We start from the raw sequence: 16145 nt of genomic DNA, 5'->3' as shown, positions 1-16145 counted from the left end.
GGCGTCCGCTCGACTCCCGTCAGCGCGCCGGCTGGAAGCCCCGAGCCACGTCGATGAGGAGACGGGTGCCGAAGCCCGTCGCCCCCTTCGACCGCCAGGAATCGTCGGCATCCGACTGCATGGTGCCCGCGATGTCGAGGTGCGCCCACGGCGTCGAGCCCACGAAGTGATCGAGGAAGAGCGCCGCCGTCGTCGCACCGGCGAAGGTGCCGCCGAGGTTCGAGAGGTCGGCGACCTCCGAGTCGAGCTGCTTGCGATACCGGCGCTCGAGCGGCATCCGCCAGACCTGCTCATCGGTCGTCGCCGACGCCCGCTCGACCGAGGCGAGGGTCGTCTCGTCGTTGCCGAAGAGCGCCGCGGTCGAGGTGCCGAGCGCCATGAGCGCGGCGCCCGTGAGCGTCGCGATGTCGATGATCGTGTCGACGCCCTCCTCGTTCGCGAGGGCGATGGCGTCCATCATCACGAGCCGGCCCTCGGCGTCGGTGTTCTTCACCTCGACGGTCGTGCCGTTGCGGGCGGTGAGCACGTCGCCGAGCTGGTACGCGGAACCCGACGGCATGTTGTCGGTGCACATCAGCCAGCCGGTCACCGTCGCGGTGCCGCGCAGGGCCCGCAGCGCGGTGAAGGCGCCGAGCACGGATGCCGCGCCGCCCATGTCCATCTTCATGAGCAGGTGCATCGGGTCGGAGGGCTTCAGGCTGATGCCGCCCGAGTCGTACATGATGCCCTTGCCCACGAGGCCGAGGTGCCCGGTCGAGGTGCCGGCGGGCGTGTAGCGCAGCTTCACCATGCGCGGTTCCTCGGTCGAGCCGCGATTGACGCCGAGCAGGCCGCCGCAACCGAGTTCGATGAGCTGCTGCTTGTCGAAGACCTCGACGTCGAAGCCGTAGCGTGCGCCGAGCGACACGGCGACATCGGCCAGGTCGGTCGCGGTGAGGTGTCCGGGGGGAGTGTTCGCGAGGTCGCGCGCCACGTTCGCCGCGCGTGCGGTGACGAGGCCGGCCTTCATGCCGGTGTCGAGTGCCACGGCGTCGGCGTCGGCCGCCTGCGCATCGCCGACGCGCACGGCGATCCGCTCGAGCGGCGCCTCCGCAGGCTTCGTCGAGCGGCCGGTGTACCGGTAGCGCGCGAGGGCTGCGCCCTCGGCGATCGCCTGGCCCGCCGCAGCCCGATCGAGCGTGCCGAGCGCCGGGATCTCGAACCCGATGCGCGAGAACCGGGTGGTCGCCCGAACCAGCGCGGCGGCCGCGTCGCGCAGCCCGTTGATCGTGAGCTCGGCGGCCGGCCCGCCGCCGACGAGCACGGTCGGCTCGGCGCCGGGCACGTACAGCGTCTGCCCCGGCTTCGCTTCGAAGCCGGCGCGCTCCCGGGCCGCCTGGTCGAGACCGGCGATCGACTCGGTGTCGGCCGCCGGACTCGTGACGAGCACGCCGGTCACCTCGACGTCGGTGAGCGCGTCGTCGAGCACGACCATGGGGGAGCGGGCGAGCGACGACACTGCGTCGAAGTCGTCGGGGATGAGCTTGTTCGCGCTGCGGGTCATGCCGGCGTCTCCTTCTGGGCGAGGTCGTCGAGGCCCGGTCCATCGAGGTCGTTGACGTCATCGAGGTCGACCGGATCGATCGGGTCGCCGTCGTCGGGCTCGAGCTTCTCGGGCAGTTCGTCGCGGCGGCGCCCGGGCATGCGGGTCGCCGGCACGATCGCGAGGAGCGAGAGCGCCGCGAGGCCGAGCAGCGACACCTTCAGCGACTGCAGGCGCGCCTCGGCATTGATCGCGATCGCGGCGTCGAGCTGGGGGCCGGTCGCCCGGGACTCGAGCACCGCGGCGAGCTGCTCGTTCGTGAGGAAGTCGGCCTCGTTGATGTTCACCTGCGCGATGAGCTCGTCGGAGATCTCGGGGTGCTCCTGCGCGCCGCTCAGTAGCAGCGTCGAGAGCATGCCGACCGCGAACGCCGTGGCGACCGCGATGCCGACGCTGCCCGAGAGGTTGTGCACGAGCCCGCGCCACGCGCCGACGTCGCCGGCGAGCTGCTTGGGCGCTGACGAGAGCAGTGTGTTGAAGACGAGGGCGACGATCGCGCCCTGGCCGAGGCCGAGCAGGATGAGGCCGGCGACGACGAAGCCCTGGCTCCATTCGCCTCGCACGGTGAAGGCGAGGAGCGTGAGGGCCGAAGCCACGACGATGAACCCCGCGCTCGCGATGACCTTCGGTGTGAACCGACCGTAGAGGGAGGCGACGAACGTCGAGGCGAGGAAGATCGAGAGCGTGTAGGGGATGATCGCGAACGAGGTCTCGATGCTCGACCGGCCCTGCACGACCTGGATGTAGAGCGGGATCAGGAAGTTCGCGGCGGTGCCGACGAAGAGCATGATCGCCATGCACGCCGTGATCGCACGCTCCGAGCCCGTTGCGAGCACTCGCAGGTCGAAGATGCGCGGCTTGCCTTCGCGCCCGCGACGGCGCAGCCAGGAGAAGAACACCTGGCCGACGACGAGGCCCGCGATCACGAGCAGCGGGGCGGGTGAGATGCCGGCGATGTCGAAGGGCGCCTGGCTCGTCGCGAGCCAGACTCCCCACGTCGAGAGCCCCGAGAATCCGAAGCTCAGGAGGATGACCGCGACGGCGGCGAGAACCGCGCCCGTCCAGTCGATCGAGAGGCCGGGCTGGGCCGGCACACGGCCGAGCTTGAAGCTCAGCAGCAGGTTGACGACGGCGAGGGCGACCATCAGCACGAACGACCAGCGCCAGCCGATCGTGTTCGCGAACCAGCCGGCGAGGAGGAGCGCCAGCACCCCGGCCGCCGGGATCGCCGCCGCGAGGAGCCCGATCGCCTTGCCCTGCTGCAGGCCGCGGTAGTTCGTCGCGATGAAGACCGTGAGCGCCGGCGCGATGAGGGCGATGACCGCACCCGACGAGGCCTGGGCGATGAAGAGCATGGCCGGCGAGACGCTGAGCGCGACGCCCAGCATGGCGACGCCGTGGATCGCCACGGCGATCTGGAACACGCCGCGCGATCCGAAGCGGGAGCCGACCTTCGCCCCGAGCAGGATGAACGCGGCCATCGCGAAGGTGCCCGCCGTGATCGCCGTGCCGACCGTGCTCGCCGGAGTGTCGAGGTCGCTCGTGATGCCCGCCATCGAGACGGTGAGCGCGTTCACGGCGAACGAGACCTGGATCTGGGTCATCACCACCACGATGAGCGCGAGCCACGAGGTCTTCGCGATCGGAGCGGTGACGGATGCTTCGGCCTGCATGCTCATGAACGTCCCCTCGAGTTCGAGCTGCTACTGCTGCTCACCGTAGTGGCACCGGGGCCGTCGGCGATACGGCACGGCATTGAGTCGTGCGGTCGGGCGAGGCTAGGGTGAGCGACATGTCAGCCGGGGGGCGGGTGCGGGTCGTCGTCGCGATGGGTGCGCTCGCCATCGCGGGCTGGGGCGCGGTCGGATGTCTCGTGCCCGCGTCATCCGCGGCCGCCTGGGCGGCCGCGCCGGTCGAGGAGCCGCTGCCGACGGACGAGCCGGTCGAGCCCGTCGAGTCGACACCGCCCGCCACCGAACCGGCACCGGAACCGACACCGACGATCGAGCCCGTGCCCACCGAGGACCCGGATCCCACTCCGCCGCCCGCCACCGAGGTGCCCGCCACCGAGCCCCCGCCGCCGCCGACCGAGACACCGTCCCAGGCGCCGGTGCTCGAACCGGTGCCGCCCGCGGTGCTCGTCGACGACGGGGGCTCGCCGTGGTCCTGGATCATCGCGGTGCTCGTGCTGTTCGCGAGCGCCGCCGTGCTCTTCGCGATCCGCAGGCCCGGGGTGCCGGTCGAGGAGACCGGGACCGGCGCGGTCGCGGCGACGGCGCTCCCGACGGGCGTGCTCGTCCCGGGAGGGCCGGCGCCCGGAAGCACCCCGCCGCCAGCGGTCACCCTGGCCGCGATGGAGTCCGTGGGCGAGGCCATGATCGATGCCGGATACTCGGTGACGACCGTGCATGCCGCCCTCCGGGATATCGCCACGGTCAACGCCGCCCCGGCGACGGAGATCATCGTCTTCCCGACCGCCCTGATCGTGTCGGCCCGGGGAGTCGGCGAGCTCGGCACCGGCGCGGTCTCGAGCGGCACCGGCAAGCTCACGCTCTCGCAGGTGGATGGGCTGAACCGCACGGTCGAGGCCGCCCGCACCGGGGCGATCGATCCGGCGACGACGAGGCGCCGCATCCGAGGGCTTCGCCGGCAGCAGCTGCCGTACTCGCCGGTGCAGCGGGTCGTGGCGTACGCATTGCTCTCGGCAGGACTCTCGGTGCTGCTGGGGGCCTCATGGGCGGGGGCAGGGGCCGCTGCGGTGCTGGGCGTCTTCGCGGGTGCCGCCCAGCTCCTCTCGGCCCGCGCGCCGCGCGACTACCAGGCGCTCGTGACGGTGGCGATCGCGTTCGGCGTCTCGATCGCCGTGTTCCTGCTCATCAGGGCGGGGCTCGACCCGGGGGTGCTGCCGGCGCTCATCGCACCGCTCGTGACGCTGCTGCCGGGTTCGCTGCTCACCACGGGGGTCATCGAGCTCGCGACGGGGCAGATGATGTCGGGCGGTGGCCGGCTCGCGGCGGGCACCATGCAGCTCGTGCTGCTCGCCGTCGGCATCCTCGGAGCGGCTGCCCTCGTCGGAGTGCCGCGGATCGCATTCACCGCCTCCACCCACCCGATCGGTCCGATCGCGCCCTGGATCGCCGTCGCCGTGTTCGGCGTCGGCATCGTCGTCTACAACTGCGGCCGGCGCGATTCGATCCTGTGGATCCTGCTGGTGCTCTACTCGGCGTACGGCGGGCAGGTGATCGGCGACGTCTTCTTCGGGGGCGTGCTCTCCGCCTTCGTCGGCGCGCTCGTGATGACGCCGGTCGCCGTGCTCGTCGCCCGGCAGCGCACCGGGCCGCCCGCCGTCGTCAGCTTCCTGCCGGCGTTCTGGCTTCTCGTGCCCGGTGCGATCGGGCTCGTCGGCGTCGCCACGCTCCTCGGCGGCGACCAGGCCGGGGTCGACACGCTCGTGACGACCGCGTCGACCATGGTCGCGATCGCCCTCGGCATCCTCGCCGGGTCGGCGATCACGGGCCGGCTCCGGTCGTCGCGCGGGCCCCTCCTGTAGCGGATGCCTCGCCGCTAGTCTGTGCCCATGGACCCCGTCGCGACCACGCTCGTCATCCTGGCGCTCGCGATCATCGCGTTCATGTCGAATCGGGTGCCGATCGGCATCGTCGCGATCGGCGTCTCGGTGGCGCTCTGGCTCACGGGCATCCTCGACCTCGGGCAGGCGCTCGCCGGGTTCGGCGACCCGACGGTGATCTTCATCGCCGCCCTCTTCGTCGTGAGCGAATCCCTCGACTCGACGGGCGTCACGGCGTGGGCCGGGCAGCAGGTCGTCGGCCGCGCGGGCACGAAGCGCGGGCCGCTCCTCCTCGTCGTCTGTCTCCTCGTCGCGGGAGTCACCGCCCTCATCAGCGTCAACGGCGCGGTGGCCGCGCTCATCCCGGTCGTCGTGGTCGTCGCGACCCGTGCCGGCATCGCCCCGTCGCAGATGCTCATGCCGCTCGCCTTCTCGGCCCACGCGGGGTCGCTGCTCGCGCTGACGGGCACGCCGGTGAACATCATCGTGAGCGAGACGGCGGCCGACGCCGGCGCGCGTCCGTTCGGCTTCTTCGAGTTCGGCCTCGTGGGGGTGCCGCTCGTGGTCGGCACGCTGCTGATCATCTCGCTGCTCGGCCGGCGGCTGCTGCCCGAACGGGCCGCGACGAGGCTGCCGCCCGACGTGAGCCGGCACGCCAGCACGCTGCGAAAGCAGTACCACCTGCCCGAGGGCACCGAGCTCATCGGCGTGCGCGAGGGCGTGACCGAGGTGGTCGTGGCCCCGCGCTCCTCGCTCATCGGGCTGCACCTCTTCCCGGGCATGTGCACGCCGAGCGGCGATCTCGTCGTGCTCGCGGTGCAGCGCGGCGGCGAAGACCTCGTCGGCGCCGAGACGCTGCTGGCGGCCGGCGACACGCTCCTCGTCAGCGGGCCCTGGGGCGAGCTCGAGCGCAACACGGCGGGGCCCGACGTGCTCGTCGTCGACGACCCGGCGACGATGCGCCGCTCGGTGCCGCTGGGCGCCGGCGCGAAGCGCGCGATCGTGATCCTCGGCGCGATGGTGGTGCTGCTCGCCACGGGCCTCGTGCCGCCCGCGATCGCGGGGCTCGCCGCGGCATCCGCTCTCGTGCTCACCAAGGTGGTCAGCCCGACGCAGGCCTACCGCAGCATTTCGTGGACGACGGTCGTGCTCGTCGCGGGCATGATCCCGCTGTCGACGGCCTTCATCTCGACCGGCACGGCGGGGCTGATCGCCGACGGCCTGCTCGGACTCGTCGGCGACGCATCGCCCCACCTGGCGCTGTTCGCGATCTGCGCCCTCACGATGGTGCTCGGCCAGCTCATCTCGAACACGGCGACGGTGTTGATCGTGGCGCCGGTCGCGGTCGTCGTCGCGGCCGACCTCGGGGTCTCGGTGCTGCCCTTCATGATGGCGCTCACGGTGGCCGGTGCCGCATCCTTCCTCACGCCCGTCGCGACGCCCGTGAACACGATGGTGCTCGAACCCGGCGGCTATCGCTTCGGCGACTACTGGAAGCTCGGCCTGCCCCTGCTGCTGCTCTTCCTCGTCGTCGGGGTGTTCTACGTGCCGCTCCTCTGGCCGTTCTGAGCGCAAGCCTCGAGCACGACCGGCGGGTGTCCCGGGGGCAGCCTCGACTGCACCCCGGGACACCCGTCGAGCTCAGCCGGCCACGCGCACGAGCAGTTCGCCGCTCGGCGTGACGCCCGCCGAGTTCTCGACCTCGACCGCGTAACGGTGCTCGCCCGCCGCGGCATCCGTAATCGCGAACTCGACGACCCGGTCGTCGTCGGCCGAGCGGTAGACCCGGCCGATCACCGAGCCGTTCTCGACGAGCCGCACGACCGTCGTCGGCTCGCCCTTGGCGACCTTGACCTTGACGACGAAGTCACCGTCGGCGTCGGCGCCGTTTCGCGGGCCCGTGAGCGCCGACACCTCGGCGGCCCCCGGCGCGGCCGTGGCATCGTCGACGCCGGCCTCCCGGTACATCGCGCCGTGCAGCGGCGTGACCGTGAGCGACTCGAGCGCCGCGCCCTCGCCGTCGGCCCACAGCCCGATGGCGTCGGCACCGGCGTTCGGGAACACCTGGTCGGTGATCGTTGTGCGCCCGTCGCCCGTGAACACCTCGACCGAGGAGCGGTCGACGTAGGCGGTCAACGTGACCGTGCCGTCGGCGTCGAGCGCGACGGGCGCGTCGTCGAGCGAGGCGAACGCGGGATGGAAGTCCGTGTTCCCCGAGTCGCGTCGGTCGACGAAGAGGCGGCCGGATGCCGCGTCGTACCCGATGCGCGTCGCCGACTCGTCGTCGCCCAGCACGCTGAGTCCGACCGCGTCGGCGCCGCCCGGGCGCAGCACGGCATCGATGCGCACGACGTCGCCCGCCACGGGCAACGTCTCGGCGCCGTCGGCGATCGGCCGCGAGGCATCCGTGAAGGCCCGATCGGCCTGCTCGAGCTCGGTGAACTCGGCCGCGACCTGCTGCACGAGTCGCGGGCCGCGCTCGGTCGTCACGAGCGACACGTCGCGCGGCAGCGCCATGGCGCTTCGCCACGAATCGGTGGGGATGTCGTTCGCGTAGTCCCAGTTGTTCATCCAGCCGAGCATCACGCGCCGGCCGTCGGGAGCGCCGGAGAACGACACGGTCGCGTAGTAGTCGCGGCCCCAGTCGAGCCAGTCGTAGCCCTCGATGCGCGGCGCGGCCGCGGCGGCGGAGAACATCACCTGGTCGACGAGCACGTGGCCCCAGCCGAAGCGGTTGTTGTCGACGATGCGAACGGATGCCTCCTGCCCGGCGAACTCGGCCACGTTCCAGTTCACCCAGTCGAGGTTCTCGCTGTTCCGGCCGGTGGCGGTGCGCACGACCTCGCCGTCGATGACGAGGTTGACGCTCGTCTCTTCGCTGCGGGGCAGTGCTGCTTCATCGCCGAGCACGAGGTGGTCGACCGTGAGGTGGCCCCAGCCGCCGGTCGCGTCGTCGTGCACCTGGAACTGCGCGTCACGGCCGGCGAACTCCGACACGTCCCACGCCTGCCAGTTCAGCGCGCCGCCCTCGGGACCGTACGCCGTGCGCACGACCTCGCCGTCGACGACGAGCCGTGCCTCGAGCGTGCCGTCGAAGCGCTTGCCGCCGCCGAGGAGGAACGAGAGGTGATCCTCGCCGGGCTCGATCGCGAACGCGGGCGAGGTGAGGTCGCCGAGGTTCGTGTCGCCGAAGGGACCGGACTCGAAGGTGTTGATGCGCTTCTGGCCGAGGTAGTAGTCGCCGCCCTGCGTCGACGGGCTGCGGCTCGGATCGATCGCGAGGTCACCGGTCGCCTGCCAGCCGATGTCGGCCAGGTTCGTGCCGTCGGCCAACTCGAAGCCGTCGAAGAGCAGCCGCCCGGCCGGTGCCTCGTTGCCGAGTCGCGTGCCGTCGACGTGCGGATGGTTGCCGCCGCCGACGAGCAGGTTCACGAAGGGCTGGTCGATCGTGAACTCGGGCGACTCGAGCGTGCCGACGGGCCAGTCGAAGTCGTTGAACCCGTTGACGAGGCCGGCGCCGACGTGGCCGGTCACGGTGTTCTGGCCCGGCAGGGTGCCCGACGCGGGGGCGTCGCCCCATGGCCCGTTCTTCCAGTTGCCCGGCTCGTTGCCGACGACCCAGTCGCCATACGTGCCGTCGTCGAACCCGGCGAAGAGCTCACCCGGCGGCACCGCGGCATCCGACACCGTGCTCTCGGACGTGAACGTCGTGCCGTCGAACTCGCCGACGAAGTACTGGCCGCCCGAACCGCCTGCGACCGAGCCCGGGTTCAAGTTGACCACCATGACCCACTTGGTGTTCGCGGGGTCGCCGTCGACCGCCATCGGGAACAGGTCGGGGCACTCCCAGATGCCGCCCGCGGCGTTCGCCGGGCCGAAGTCGCTGAGATGAGTCCAGGTCTTCAGGTCGTCGCTGCGCGAGAGCACGACCTTGTACTGCAGGGCCTCGACCGCGGCCATCACCCAGTACGACTCGCCCGTGACCGGGTTCGTGTAGCGGAAGACCTTCGGGTCGCGGAAGTTCGCGGAGTCGCGGTCGTAGACGGGGTTGCCCTCGTACTTCGTCCACGTCTGCCCGTGGTCGAGGCTGTAGGCGAGCGACTGCGCCTGCTTGCCGGCGTGGGTCGGGTGCGCGGGCGTGTAGGCGCTCGTGTAGATCGCGATCATCGGCGGGTTCTCAGCGGTGCCGAAGCCACTCGTGTTCTCGTCGTCGACCACGACGGAGCCCGAGAAGATGTCCTCGATCGCGACGCCGTTCGCGTCGAAGGTCTGCGGGATCGCGACCGGCTGCTCCTCCCAGTGCACGAGGTCGGTGCTCGTGGCGTGGCCCCAGCTCATGTTGCCCCAGCGGGTGCCCGAGGGGTTGTGCTGGAAGAACAGGTGCCATGTGCCGTCGTCGTAGACGAGGCCGTTCGGGTCGTTCATCCAGTTGCGCTCCGGTGAGAAGTGCAGCGACGGCCGGTACTGCTCCGTCGCCGGGTCGGGGAGCGTGCCTGCGCCCGTGGTTGCGCCCGCGGCTGCGTCATCGGCCGTCGCGGGCATCGCGCCCAGCAGCCCGAGCGCGAGTGCCCCGGCCGCCGTGGCGGCGACGGCCGCGCGCCATCGTGATTTCGTCGTCATCGTTCGAATCGCCCTTCATTGCACGAGTGTCGATGTCTACTTGACATCGTTGTCAGTGAACGACGGCGATGCTACGGACTGTCCGGCGGACATTGCAAGGCCTCGGGCGGATGCTCCTCCGCCCACCCACCCCGTACTCTCGACGCATGCACCACGCGAGCATCCGCCCCGCTGTCATCGCCGACGCCCCGGGCATCGCCCGGGTGCACTGGGACAGCCACCAGGCGACCTACGTCGAGCCCGGTCGCGTCGCACGCGAGCGGGTCGAGGCGTGGACCATGGCCGACCGCGTCGCGCGGTGGACGGCGAACCTCGCCATCTCGAACGACGTGTACCCGGCGCCCGAGGGCTTCCATCGCATGGCGATCTGGGTCGCCGTGGTCGACGGCCAGGCCGACGGCCAGATCGTCGGCTGGGCGAACACGAGTGCCGGCCGCGACCCCGACGGCCCCCGGGACCTCGAGCTCGAGGGGCTCTACGTGCTCGACGCCCACCACGGCACCGGCGTCGGCCAGGCGCTCCTCGACGCGGCGATCGGCGATCGACCCGCCTACCTCTGGGCCCTCGCCGACAACCCGCGCGCTCACGCGTTCTATCGCCGCAACGGCTTCGTCGCCGACGGCACCCGAAAGTTCGACGACCTCTGGCAGATCACCGAGGTGCGCTTCGTGCGCTGACGGATCAGCTGGGGTACCCCGCCGCTGGAGCATCAGCATGCGGTCTCCGCAGCAGTGCGCCTTCGTGCCGAACGGTCGCGGCGGCGATCACCATCGCCTCGTGCAGCGCGCGCGCCCACGCCGCGTTCGTCGTGGGCAGACCGTCGACCGCGATGCGCCGCACCATGGCGGCGAGGGTCGCATCGCCGGCACCCATCGTGTCGACGACCGGCCCGGGCAATGGCACGATATGCGCGTGCACGGGGCGCTCGTCGCGGTGCAGCCTGGCCCCGTCGCGCCCTGCCGTCGCGAGCACGGCCGCTGCACCCGCAGCCCGCAGACGCGCGACGAACTCGTCGAGCGATCCGCCGAGCAGCAGCTCGGCGTCTTCGTCGCCGACCTTCACGAGCAGCGCCCGCGACGCGAAGTCCTCGAAGTTCGCGAGGAACCGTGCGCGATCGGCAAGCATCCCGGCGCGCGGGTTGCCGTCGACGATCACCCGCCGCTCGGGGTCGGCGATCGCGGCGACGAGTTCGGCGTACTGCTCGGCGTCGTCAAAGGGGAAGCAGCTGACGACCACGAGGTCGGCCTCGCCGATCGCGGCGAGGGTCGCGTCGTCGAAGCGGATGCGGCGCCGCTGCGCGGCCTCGTTGAACTCGTAGCGCGGCTCGCCGTCGGTGCGGTCGGAGACGGCGCGCGAGGTGCCCGACTCGGACGGGCTCTCGACGAGCCGCACGCCGTAGTCGCGCAGGTAGGCGCGGATGCGCGTCGCCGGCTCGTCGTCGCCGAGCATCGCGACGAGCGTCGCCCGTTCGCCGAGCAGGGCGAGCCCGACCGCGACGTTCAGTGCGGCGCCGCCGATGAACTCGCGAGCACCTCTCGGGTCGCGGAGCTCGTCGATGAGCGCGTCGCCGATGACGGTGATGCGCGCACCGGCGCGGGCGTCGGCCTCGGTGCCGGTGCCGGTATCTGATCCCGTTCGCTGCAACGGTTGCTGCGGCATCCGTTCAGCCCTCCGCTCGCGGTGCGATCTCGCCCGAGCCGCGCTCGAGCAACTGCGTCGGCACGATGGTGCGTGCCGCAGCCGAGTCGTCGCCGTCGAGGCGTGCGAAGACGCGCTCGGCGGCGATGCGCCCGATCGCCTGCGGGTTCTGGGCCACGACCGTCACGCCGGGCTCGAGCAGGTCGCCGAGCGGCACGTCGTCGAAGCCGACGAGGGCGGTGTCGTGCTGGCGCCCGAGTTCGCGGAGCGCCCGGATGACTCCGATGGTCACGAGGTTCTGGCTCGAGAAGATCGCGGTCGGCGGGTTCGGCACGTCGAAGAGCGCGAGGGTCGCGGCGCGAGAGGTCGCCTCGTCGTGGAGCCCCTCGACGACCTGCTGGCCGCGGGTGGAGACGCCGGCCCGGCCGAGCTCGTCGAGGTAGCCGCGGTGCCGCTCCCGCGCAGTCTGGATGTCGTGGCGGTCGCCGAGGTACGCGATGCGGCGGTGCCCGTGCTCGAGCAGGTGGCGGGTCGCGATGGCGGCGCCGTCGGCGTTGTCGCTGACGACGGCGTCGGAGGTGATGCCGGCGGGCTCGCGGTCGACGAAGACGACGGGAGTGCCGCGTCGCAGTTCGGGCGCGAGATAGGCCTGGCTCTCGGAGATCGTGGTGAGGATGAGTCCGTCGACGCGGCGGCGGAGGAAGGCCGAGACCGCCTCCTGCTCGCGGTCGGGGTCGTCGTCGAGGCTCGAGGCGAACACCGAGACGCCGCGAGCGAGGGCCGCGTCTTCGACGGCCCGGTGCACGGCTCCCGAGAACGGGTTGTCGACGCTGCCGACGAGCAGGCCGAGCGTGCGCGTGCGACCGTCGGCCCTGCGCAGGTTTCCGGCGTGCAGGTCGGGCTGGTAGTCGAGCGTGCGGGCTGCAGCCTCGACCTTGGCGATCGTGGCCGCCGAGACGTTCGGCTCGCCGTTGATGACGCGCGAGACCGTCTTCACGCCGACGCCCGCCAGAGCGGCCACGTGCCGCATCGTCGGTCGCGAACGCGCGCTCTCTTGCCCCGTACTCGTGTTTGACAACGGTGTCACGATTTGCTCCCAAATATGCAAGTTGGACTTGACTATACATGGCAATGTGAGCTAGACCTATCGATGACATCGTTGTCAAGGCGACAACGGGCCTTCCAACACCAGAGGAGATTCATCGATGAATCACACAGCACCAGGTGCGCTCCGCCGCCGTCTCATCGCCGCGGGATCCCTGACCGCTGCCGCAGCGCTCGCCCTGACCGGCTGTGCCGGCGGCGGCGCCACCGCGGGCGACGGCGGCGGCTCGGACACCGACGCGATCGGCGTCTCGCTCATCGTCAAGACCACCACCAACCCGTTCTTCGTCGCCATGCAGGACGGCGCGGAGGCCGCCGCCGACGAACTCGGCGTCGAGCTCACGCTCGCCGCGGGCAAAGAGGACGGCGACGAGGACACCCAGATCCAGGCCGTCGAGAACGCCATCTCGAAGGGCGACGCCGGCATCCTGATCACCCCGAACGGCCCCGGCGTCGAAGACGCGCTCGTGAAGGCCCGCGACGCCGGCCTGTTCGTGATCGCGCTCGACACGCCGCCCGCCGACCCCGAGGCCGTCGACATCACCTTCGCGACCGACAACTTCGCGGCCGGGCAGGAGATCGGCAAGTGGACCGCGGCGAAGCTCGCCGGTGAGACGGCGACCATCGCGCTCATCGACCTCTTCGACGACAAGATCGTCTCGGTCGACTACAACCGCGACCAGGGCTTCCTCGACGGCATGGGCATCGACACAGCGGATGCAGCCGTGAACGGCGACGAGGCGAAGAGCGGCACCTACAGCGGCGGCGACTACGAGATCGTCGGCAACGAGGCATCCGGCGGCGCCGAAGACGGCGGCCGCACCGCCGCCGAGACCCTGCTCTCGAAGAACCCGAACATCAACGTCGTCTACACGATCAACGAACCGGCCGCCTACGGCGCCTACGAGGCCTTCAAGGCCGCCGGCAAGGACGACGTGATCGTCGTCTCCGTCGACGGCGGCTGCGCCGGCGTCGACCAGGTCGCCGAGGGCATCATCGGCGCGACCAGCCAGCAGTACCCGGTCAAGATGGCCGAGCTCGGCGTGCAGGCGATCTTCGACCTCGTGAAGACCGGGAAGGCGCCCGAGACGACCGAGGGGCTCGACTTCTTCGACACGGGCGTCGCGCTCGTCACCGACGACCCGCAGGAGGGTGTCGACTCCATCGACACCACCGAGGGCGGCGAGATCTGCTGGGGCTGATCCCCGGCACCGCATCGTGAGCGGTGCGGGTCGGTGCAGGTCGGTCGGATGCCGCGGCGCGGCGCCCCCTGACCACGACCCCGCCTCGCGGCATCCGGCCACCCCGGCCCGCACCGCTCACCCACCGAACAACGGAGTATCAACGTGACCCAGCAGACCACCGAGCCGGCGAAGGCCGAGCCGCCGACCTCGGCGCTCGACCTGGCCGAGGAATTCCTCGACCGCACCACCCCGCTCAGTCGCATCCGCAACACCCTGCACCGCTACCCGGCCGTGAGCCCGGCGATCGTGCTCGTCGTCGCCGTCATCGTCTTCGGCCTGCTCAACGACCGGTTCCTGAACCCGGCGAACCTCTCGCTCATCACGCAGCAGGTCGCCGTGGTCGGCACGCTCGCCGTCGCCCAGACCCTCATCATCCTCACCGCGGGCATCGACCTCTCGGTCGGCGCTGTCATGGTGCTGAGCTCGATGGTGATGGCGCAGACGAGCGTGCAGCTCGGCCTCCCGGGTTGGCTCGCCCTCCTCCTCGGCCTCGTCGTCGGCCTCGCGGCCGGCGCGTTCAACGGCTTCCTCGTCACCCGCCTGAAGCTGCCGCCGTTCATCGTGACGCTCGGCACGCTCAGCATCTTCGTCGCGCTCACCCTGCTCTACTCGGGCGGCGCCACGGTGCGCGGCGCGGAGATGCCCGAACTGCTCACCGCCATGGGCGCGACGTTCAACGTCGGCGGCGTGAACTTCACCGTCGGCGTGCTCATGATGCTGCTGCTCTACGTCGTGGTCGCCCTGATCCTCGCGAAGACGGCCTGGGGACGCCACGTGTACGCGGTCGGCGACGACCCCGAGGCCGCGCGCCTCGCCGGCATCAGCGTCAACCGGGTGCTCATGAGCGTCTACCTCGCGGCGGGCGCGATCCTCGCCCTCGGCGCCTGGATCCAGATCGGCCGCACGAACGCCGCGTCGCCGAACGCGGGCGCCGAGCTCAACCTCGACTCGATCACCGCCGTCGTCATCGGCGGCACGAGCCTCTTCGGCGGTCGCGGCACGGTGTGGGGCACCCTGCTCGGCGCCCTCATCGTCGGCGTCTTCCGCAACGGCCTCTCGCTCGCCGGGCTCGACGTGCTCTGGCAGACCTTCGCCGTCGGCGTGCTCATCATCGTCGCCGTCTCGGTCGACCAGTGGATTCGAAAGGTACGCAAATGACCACCGCAACGGATGCCGCGGGCCAGGCGCCCGCCGTCGGCCCCGCAGAGACCCGCACTCCGATCCTGCGCGCGCGGCGACTCGTCAAGACGTTCGGCCGGGTCGTCGGACTCGACGGGGTGAGCCTCGAGCTCTACCCCGGTGAGGTGCTCGCGATCATCGGCGACAACGGCGCCGGCAAGTCGACGCTCATCAAGTGCCTCACGGGCGCCGAGATCCCCGACGAGGGCGAGATCTTCCTCGATGAGAAGCCGATCCACTTCAAGCGCCCCCAAGACGCCCGAGCCGCCGGCATCGAGACCGTGTACCAGAACCTCGCCGTGTCGCCGGCGCTCGACGTCGCAGCCAACCTCTTCCTCGGCCGCGAGGAGCGGAAGAAGGGCATCCTCGGCTCGGTCTTCCGCATGGTCGACCAGAAGGGCATGCGCGAGAAGGCCCGCAACGAGCTGCGCGCGCTCGGCATCTCGACGCTGCAAGACGTGACCGTGCCGGTCGAGAACCTCTCGGGCGGACAGCGCCAGGCCGTCGCGGTCGCCCGGGCGGCGGCGTTCGGGTCGAAGGTCGTCGTGCTCGACGAGCCGACCGCGGCGCTCGGCGTGCGGGAGTCGAACCAGGTGCTCGAGCTCATCCGGAACCTCCGCGATCGCGGCATCCCCGTGATCCTCATCTCGCACAACATGCCGCACGTCTTCGACGTGGCCGATCGCATCCACATCCAGCGCCTCGGCAAGCGTGCGGCGACGATCACTCCCGAGTCGCACTCGATGACCGATGCGGTGGCGATCATGACCGGGGCGCTCCGCGAGTGAGCGAGACGAGTCATCGGCTCTCCGCCGATGCCGTGCCCGACGGCCGGGTCGAACTGATCGCCGAGTTCACTGCGATCCCCGGCCGCGAGGAGGAGGTCGAGCGCCTCCTCCTCGCGCTGACCGCCGAGGTTCGGCGCGAGAGCGGATGCCTCGACTTCACGCCGCACCGTGTGGCCGCGGCACCGAGCGGGGCCGCGTTCGCGGCGGCAGCGGCGGCGACCGGGCCGGCACCGGTCGGTGCTCGGTTCGTCGTGACGGAGGTCTATCGCGACGCCTCGGCATTCGCCGAGCACCTCGCCGCCCCCTACGGCGCCGACTTCAATGCCGCGCTCGCCCCACTGATCGTCGAGCGCGGTTCGGTGCTGACCTTCCTGGCGCCACTCGGCTGACGGGGCGTCGGCGTTCGACGGGGCGCCGGCGGT

General features: G+C 71.2%; 12 protein-coding genes. 7 read left to right on the top strand and 5 right to left on the bottom strand.

Annotated features, from left to right (window positions below; translation table 11 throughout):
- Positions 1-19: 19 nt before the first annotated feature.
- Positions 20-1543: a leucyl aminopeptidase gene (locus tag VPH61_RS04240; RefSeq protein WP_332062266.1), complete on the bottom strand. Its 1524-nt coding sequence runs from the start codon at positions 1541-1543 to the stop codon at positions 20-22.
- Positions 1540-3261, bottom strand: coding sequence for an MFS transporter (locus VPH61_RS04235; RefSeq protein WP_332062265.1), 1722 nt, complete (start codon positions 3259-3261; stop codon positions 1540-1542). Before VPH61_RS04235 ends, VPH61_RS04240 begins: the two co-directional genes overlap by 4 nt.
- 113 nt (positions 3262-3374) lie before the next feature.
- Between VPH61_RS04235 and VPH61_RS04230 the strand changes: the two genes are divergently transcribed.
- A complete protein-coding gene (locus VPH61_RS04230) occupies positions 3375-5132 on the top strand; it encodes a threonine/serine ThrE exporter family protein (protein WP_332062264.1) in 1758 nt (585 codons plus the stop codon).
- Positions 5133-5159: 27 nt separating this feature from the next.
- Positions 5160-6719, top strand: a complete 1560-nt coding sequence (locus VPH61_RS04225; RefSeq protein WP_332062263.1) for an SLC13 family permease — start codon at positions 5160-5162, stop codon at positions 6717-6719.
- 72 nt (positions 6720-6791) lie between these two features.
- Here the strand turns inward: VPH61_RS04225 and VPH61_RS04220 are convergent, their stop codons facing one another.
- A complete protein-coding gene (locus VPH61_RS04220) occupies positions 6792-9770 on the bottom strand; it encodes a GH32 C-terminal domain-containing protein (protein ID WP_332062262.1) in 2979 nt (992 codons plus the stop codon).
- 146 nt (positions 9771-9916) lie between these two features.
- Between VPH61_RS04220 and VPH61_RS04215 the strand changes: the two genes are divergently transcribed.
- Positions 9917-10447: a GNAT family N-acetyltransferase gene (locus tag VPH61_RS04215; RefSeq protein ID WP_332062261.1), complete on the top strand. Its 531-nt coding sequence runs from the start codon at positions 9917-9919 to the stop codon at positions 10445-10447.
- 4 nt (positions 10448-10451) lie between these two features.
- Here the strand turns inward: VPH61_RS04215 and VPH61_RS04210 are convergent, their stop codons facing one another.
- Positions 10452-11429, bottom strand: coding sequence for a PfkB family carbohydrate kinase (locus VPH61_RS04210; protein WP_332062260.1), 978 nt, complete (start codon positions 11427-11429; stop codon positions 10452-10454).
- A 4-nt stretch (positions 11430-11433) separates the two neighbouring features.
- Positions 11434-12438: a LacI family DNA-binding transcriptional regulator gene (locus VPH61_RS04205; protein WP_332062259.1), complete on the bottom strand. Its 1005-nt coding sequence runs from the start codon at positions 12436-12438 to the stop codon at positions 11434-11436.
- 175 nt (positions 12439-12613) lie between these two features.
- On the opposite strand from VPH61_RS04205, the gene VPH61_RS04200 reads away from it, so the two are divergent.
- The 4 genes from VPH61_RS04200 to VPH61_RS04185 all read left to right on the top strand — a co-directional run bounded on the left by VPH61_RS04200 (position 12614) and on the right by VPH61_RS04185 (position 16112).
- Positions 12614-13714, top strand: coding sequence for a substrate-binding domain-containing protein (locus VPH61_RS04200; protein ID WP_332062258.1), 1101 nt, complete (start codon positions 12614-12616; stop codon positions 13712-13714).
- A gap of 144 nt (positions 13715-13858) precedes the next feature.
- Positions 13859-14914 (top strand): ABC transporter permease, encoded by a 1056-nt coding sequence (locus VPH61_RS04195; RefSeq protein ID WP_332062257.1) that lies wholly within the window; start codon positions 13859-13861, stop codon positions 14912-14914.
- Positions 14911-15723, top strand: a complete 813-nt coding sequence (locus VPH61_RS04190; protein ID WP_332062256.1) for an ATP-binding cassette domain-containing protein — start codon at positions 14911-14913, stop codon at positions 15721-15723. Before VPH61_RS04195 ends, VPH61_RS04190 begins: the two co-directional genes overlap by 4 nt.
- The gene (locus VPH61_RS04185; protein ID WP_332062255.1) at positions 15720-16112 is read left to right on the top strand and encodes a putative quinol monooxygenase; all 393 of its coding nucleotides are present in this window, start codon (positions 15720-15722) and stop codon (positions 16110-16112) included. The genes VPH61_RS04190 and VPH61_RS04185 overlap by 4 nt, the downstream gene beginning before the upstream one ends.
- Positions 16113-16145: the final 33 nt, after the last annotated feature.

The sequence above is a fragment of the Agromyces sp. CCNWLW203 genome (genome assembly GCF_036576125.1).
Lineage (GTDB): Bacteria > Actinomycetota > Actinomycetes > Actinomycetales > Microbacteriaceae > Agromyces.
This window is presented reverse-complemented; position numbering and strand designations above follow the sequence as displayed.

Bases quoted from the DNA above. Each gene is read 5' to 3' on its own strand.
- VPH61_RS04240 (WP_332062266.1), bottom strand. From the start codon at position 1,543: ATGACCCGCAGCGCGAACAAGCTCATCCCCGACGACTTCGACGCAGTG.
- VPH61_RS04235 (WP_332062265.1), bottom strand. From the start codon at position 3,261: ATGAGCATGCAGGCCGAAGCATCCGTCACCGCTCCGATCGCGAAGACC.
- VPH61_RS04230 (WP_332062264.1), top strand. From the start codon at position 3,375: ATGTCAGCCGGGGGGCGGGTGCGGGTCGTCGTCGCGATGGGTGCGCTC.
- VPH61_RS04225 (WP_332062263.1), top strand. From the start codon at position 5,160: ATGGACCCCGTCGCGACCACGCTCGTCATCCTGGCGCTCGCGATCATC.
- VPH61_RS04220 (WP_332062262.1), bottom strand. From the start codon at position 9,770: ATGACGACGAAATCACGATGGCGCGCGGCCGTCGCCGCCACGGCGGCC.
- VPH61_RS04215 (WP_332062261.1), top strand. From the start codon at position 9,917: ATGCACCACGCGAGCATCCGCCCCGCTGTCATCGCCGACGCCCCGGGC.
- VPH61_RS04210 (WP_332062260.1), bottom strand. From the start codon at position 11,429: ATGCCGCAGCAACCGTTGCAGCGAACGGGATCAGATACCGGCACCGGC.
- VPH61_RS04205 (WP_332062259.1), bottom strand. From the start codon at position 12,438: ATGCGGCACGTGGCCGCTCTGGCGGGCGTCGGCGTGAAGACGGTCTCG.
- VPH61_RS04200 (WP_332062258.1), top strand. From the start codon at position 12,614: ATGAATCACACAGCACCAGGTGCGCTCCGCCGCCGTCTCATCGCCGCG.
- VPH61_RS04190 (WP_332062256.1), top strand. From the start codon at position 14,911: ATGACCACCGCAACGGATGCCGCGGGCCAGGCGCCCGCCGTCGGCCCC.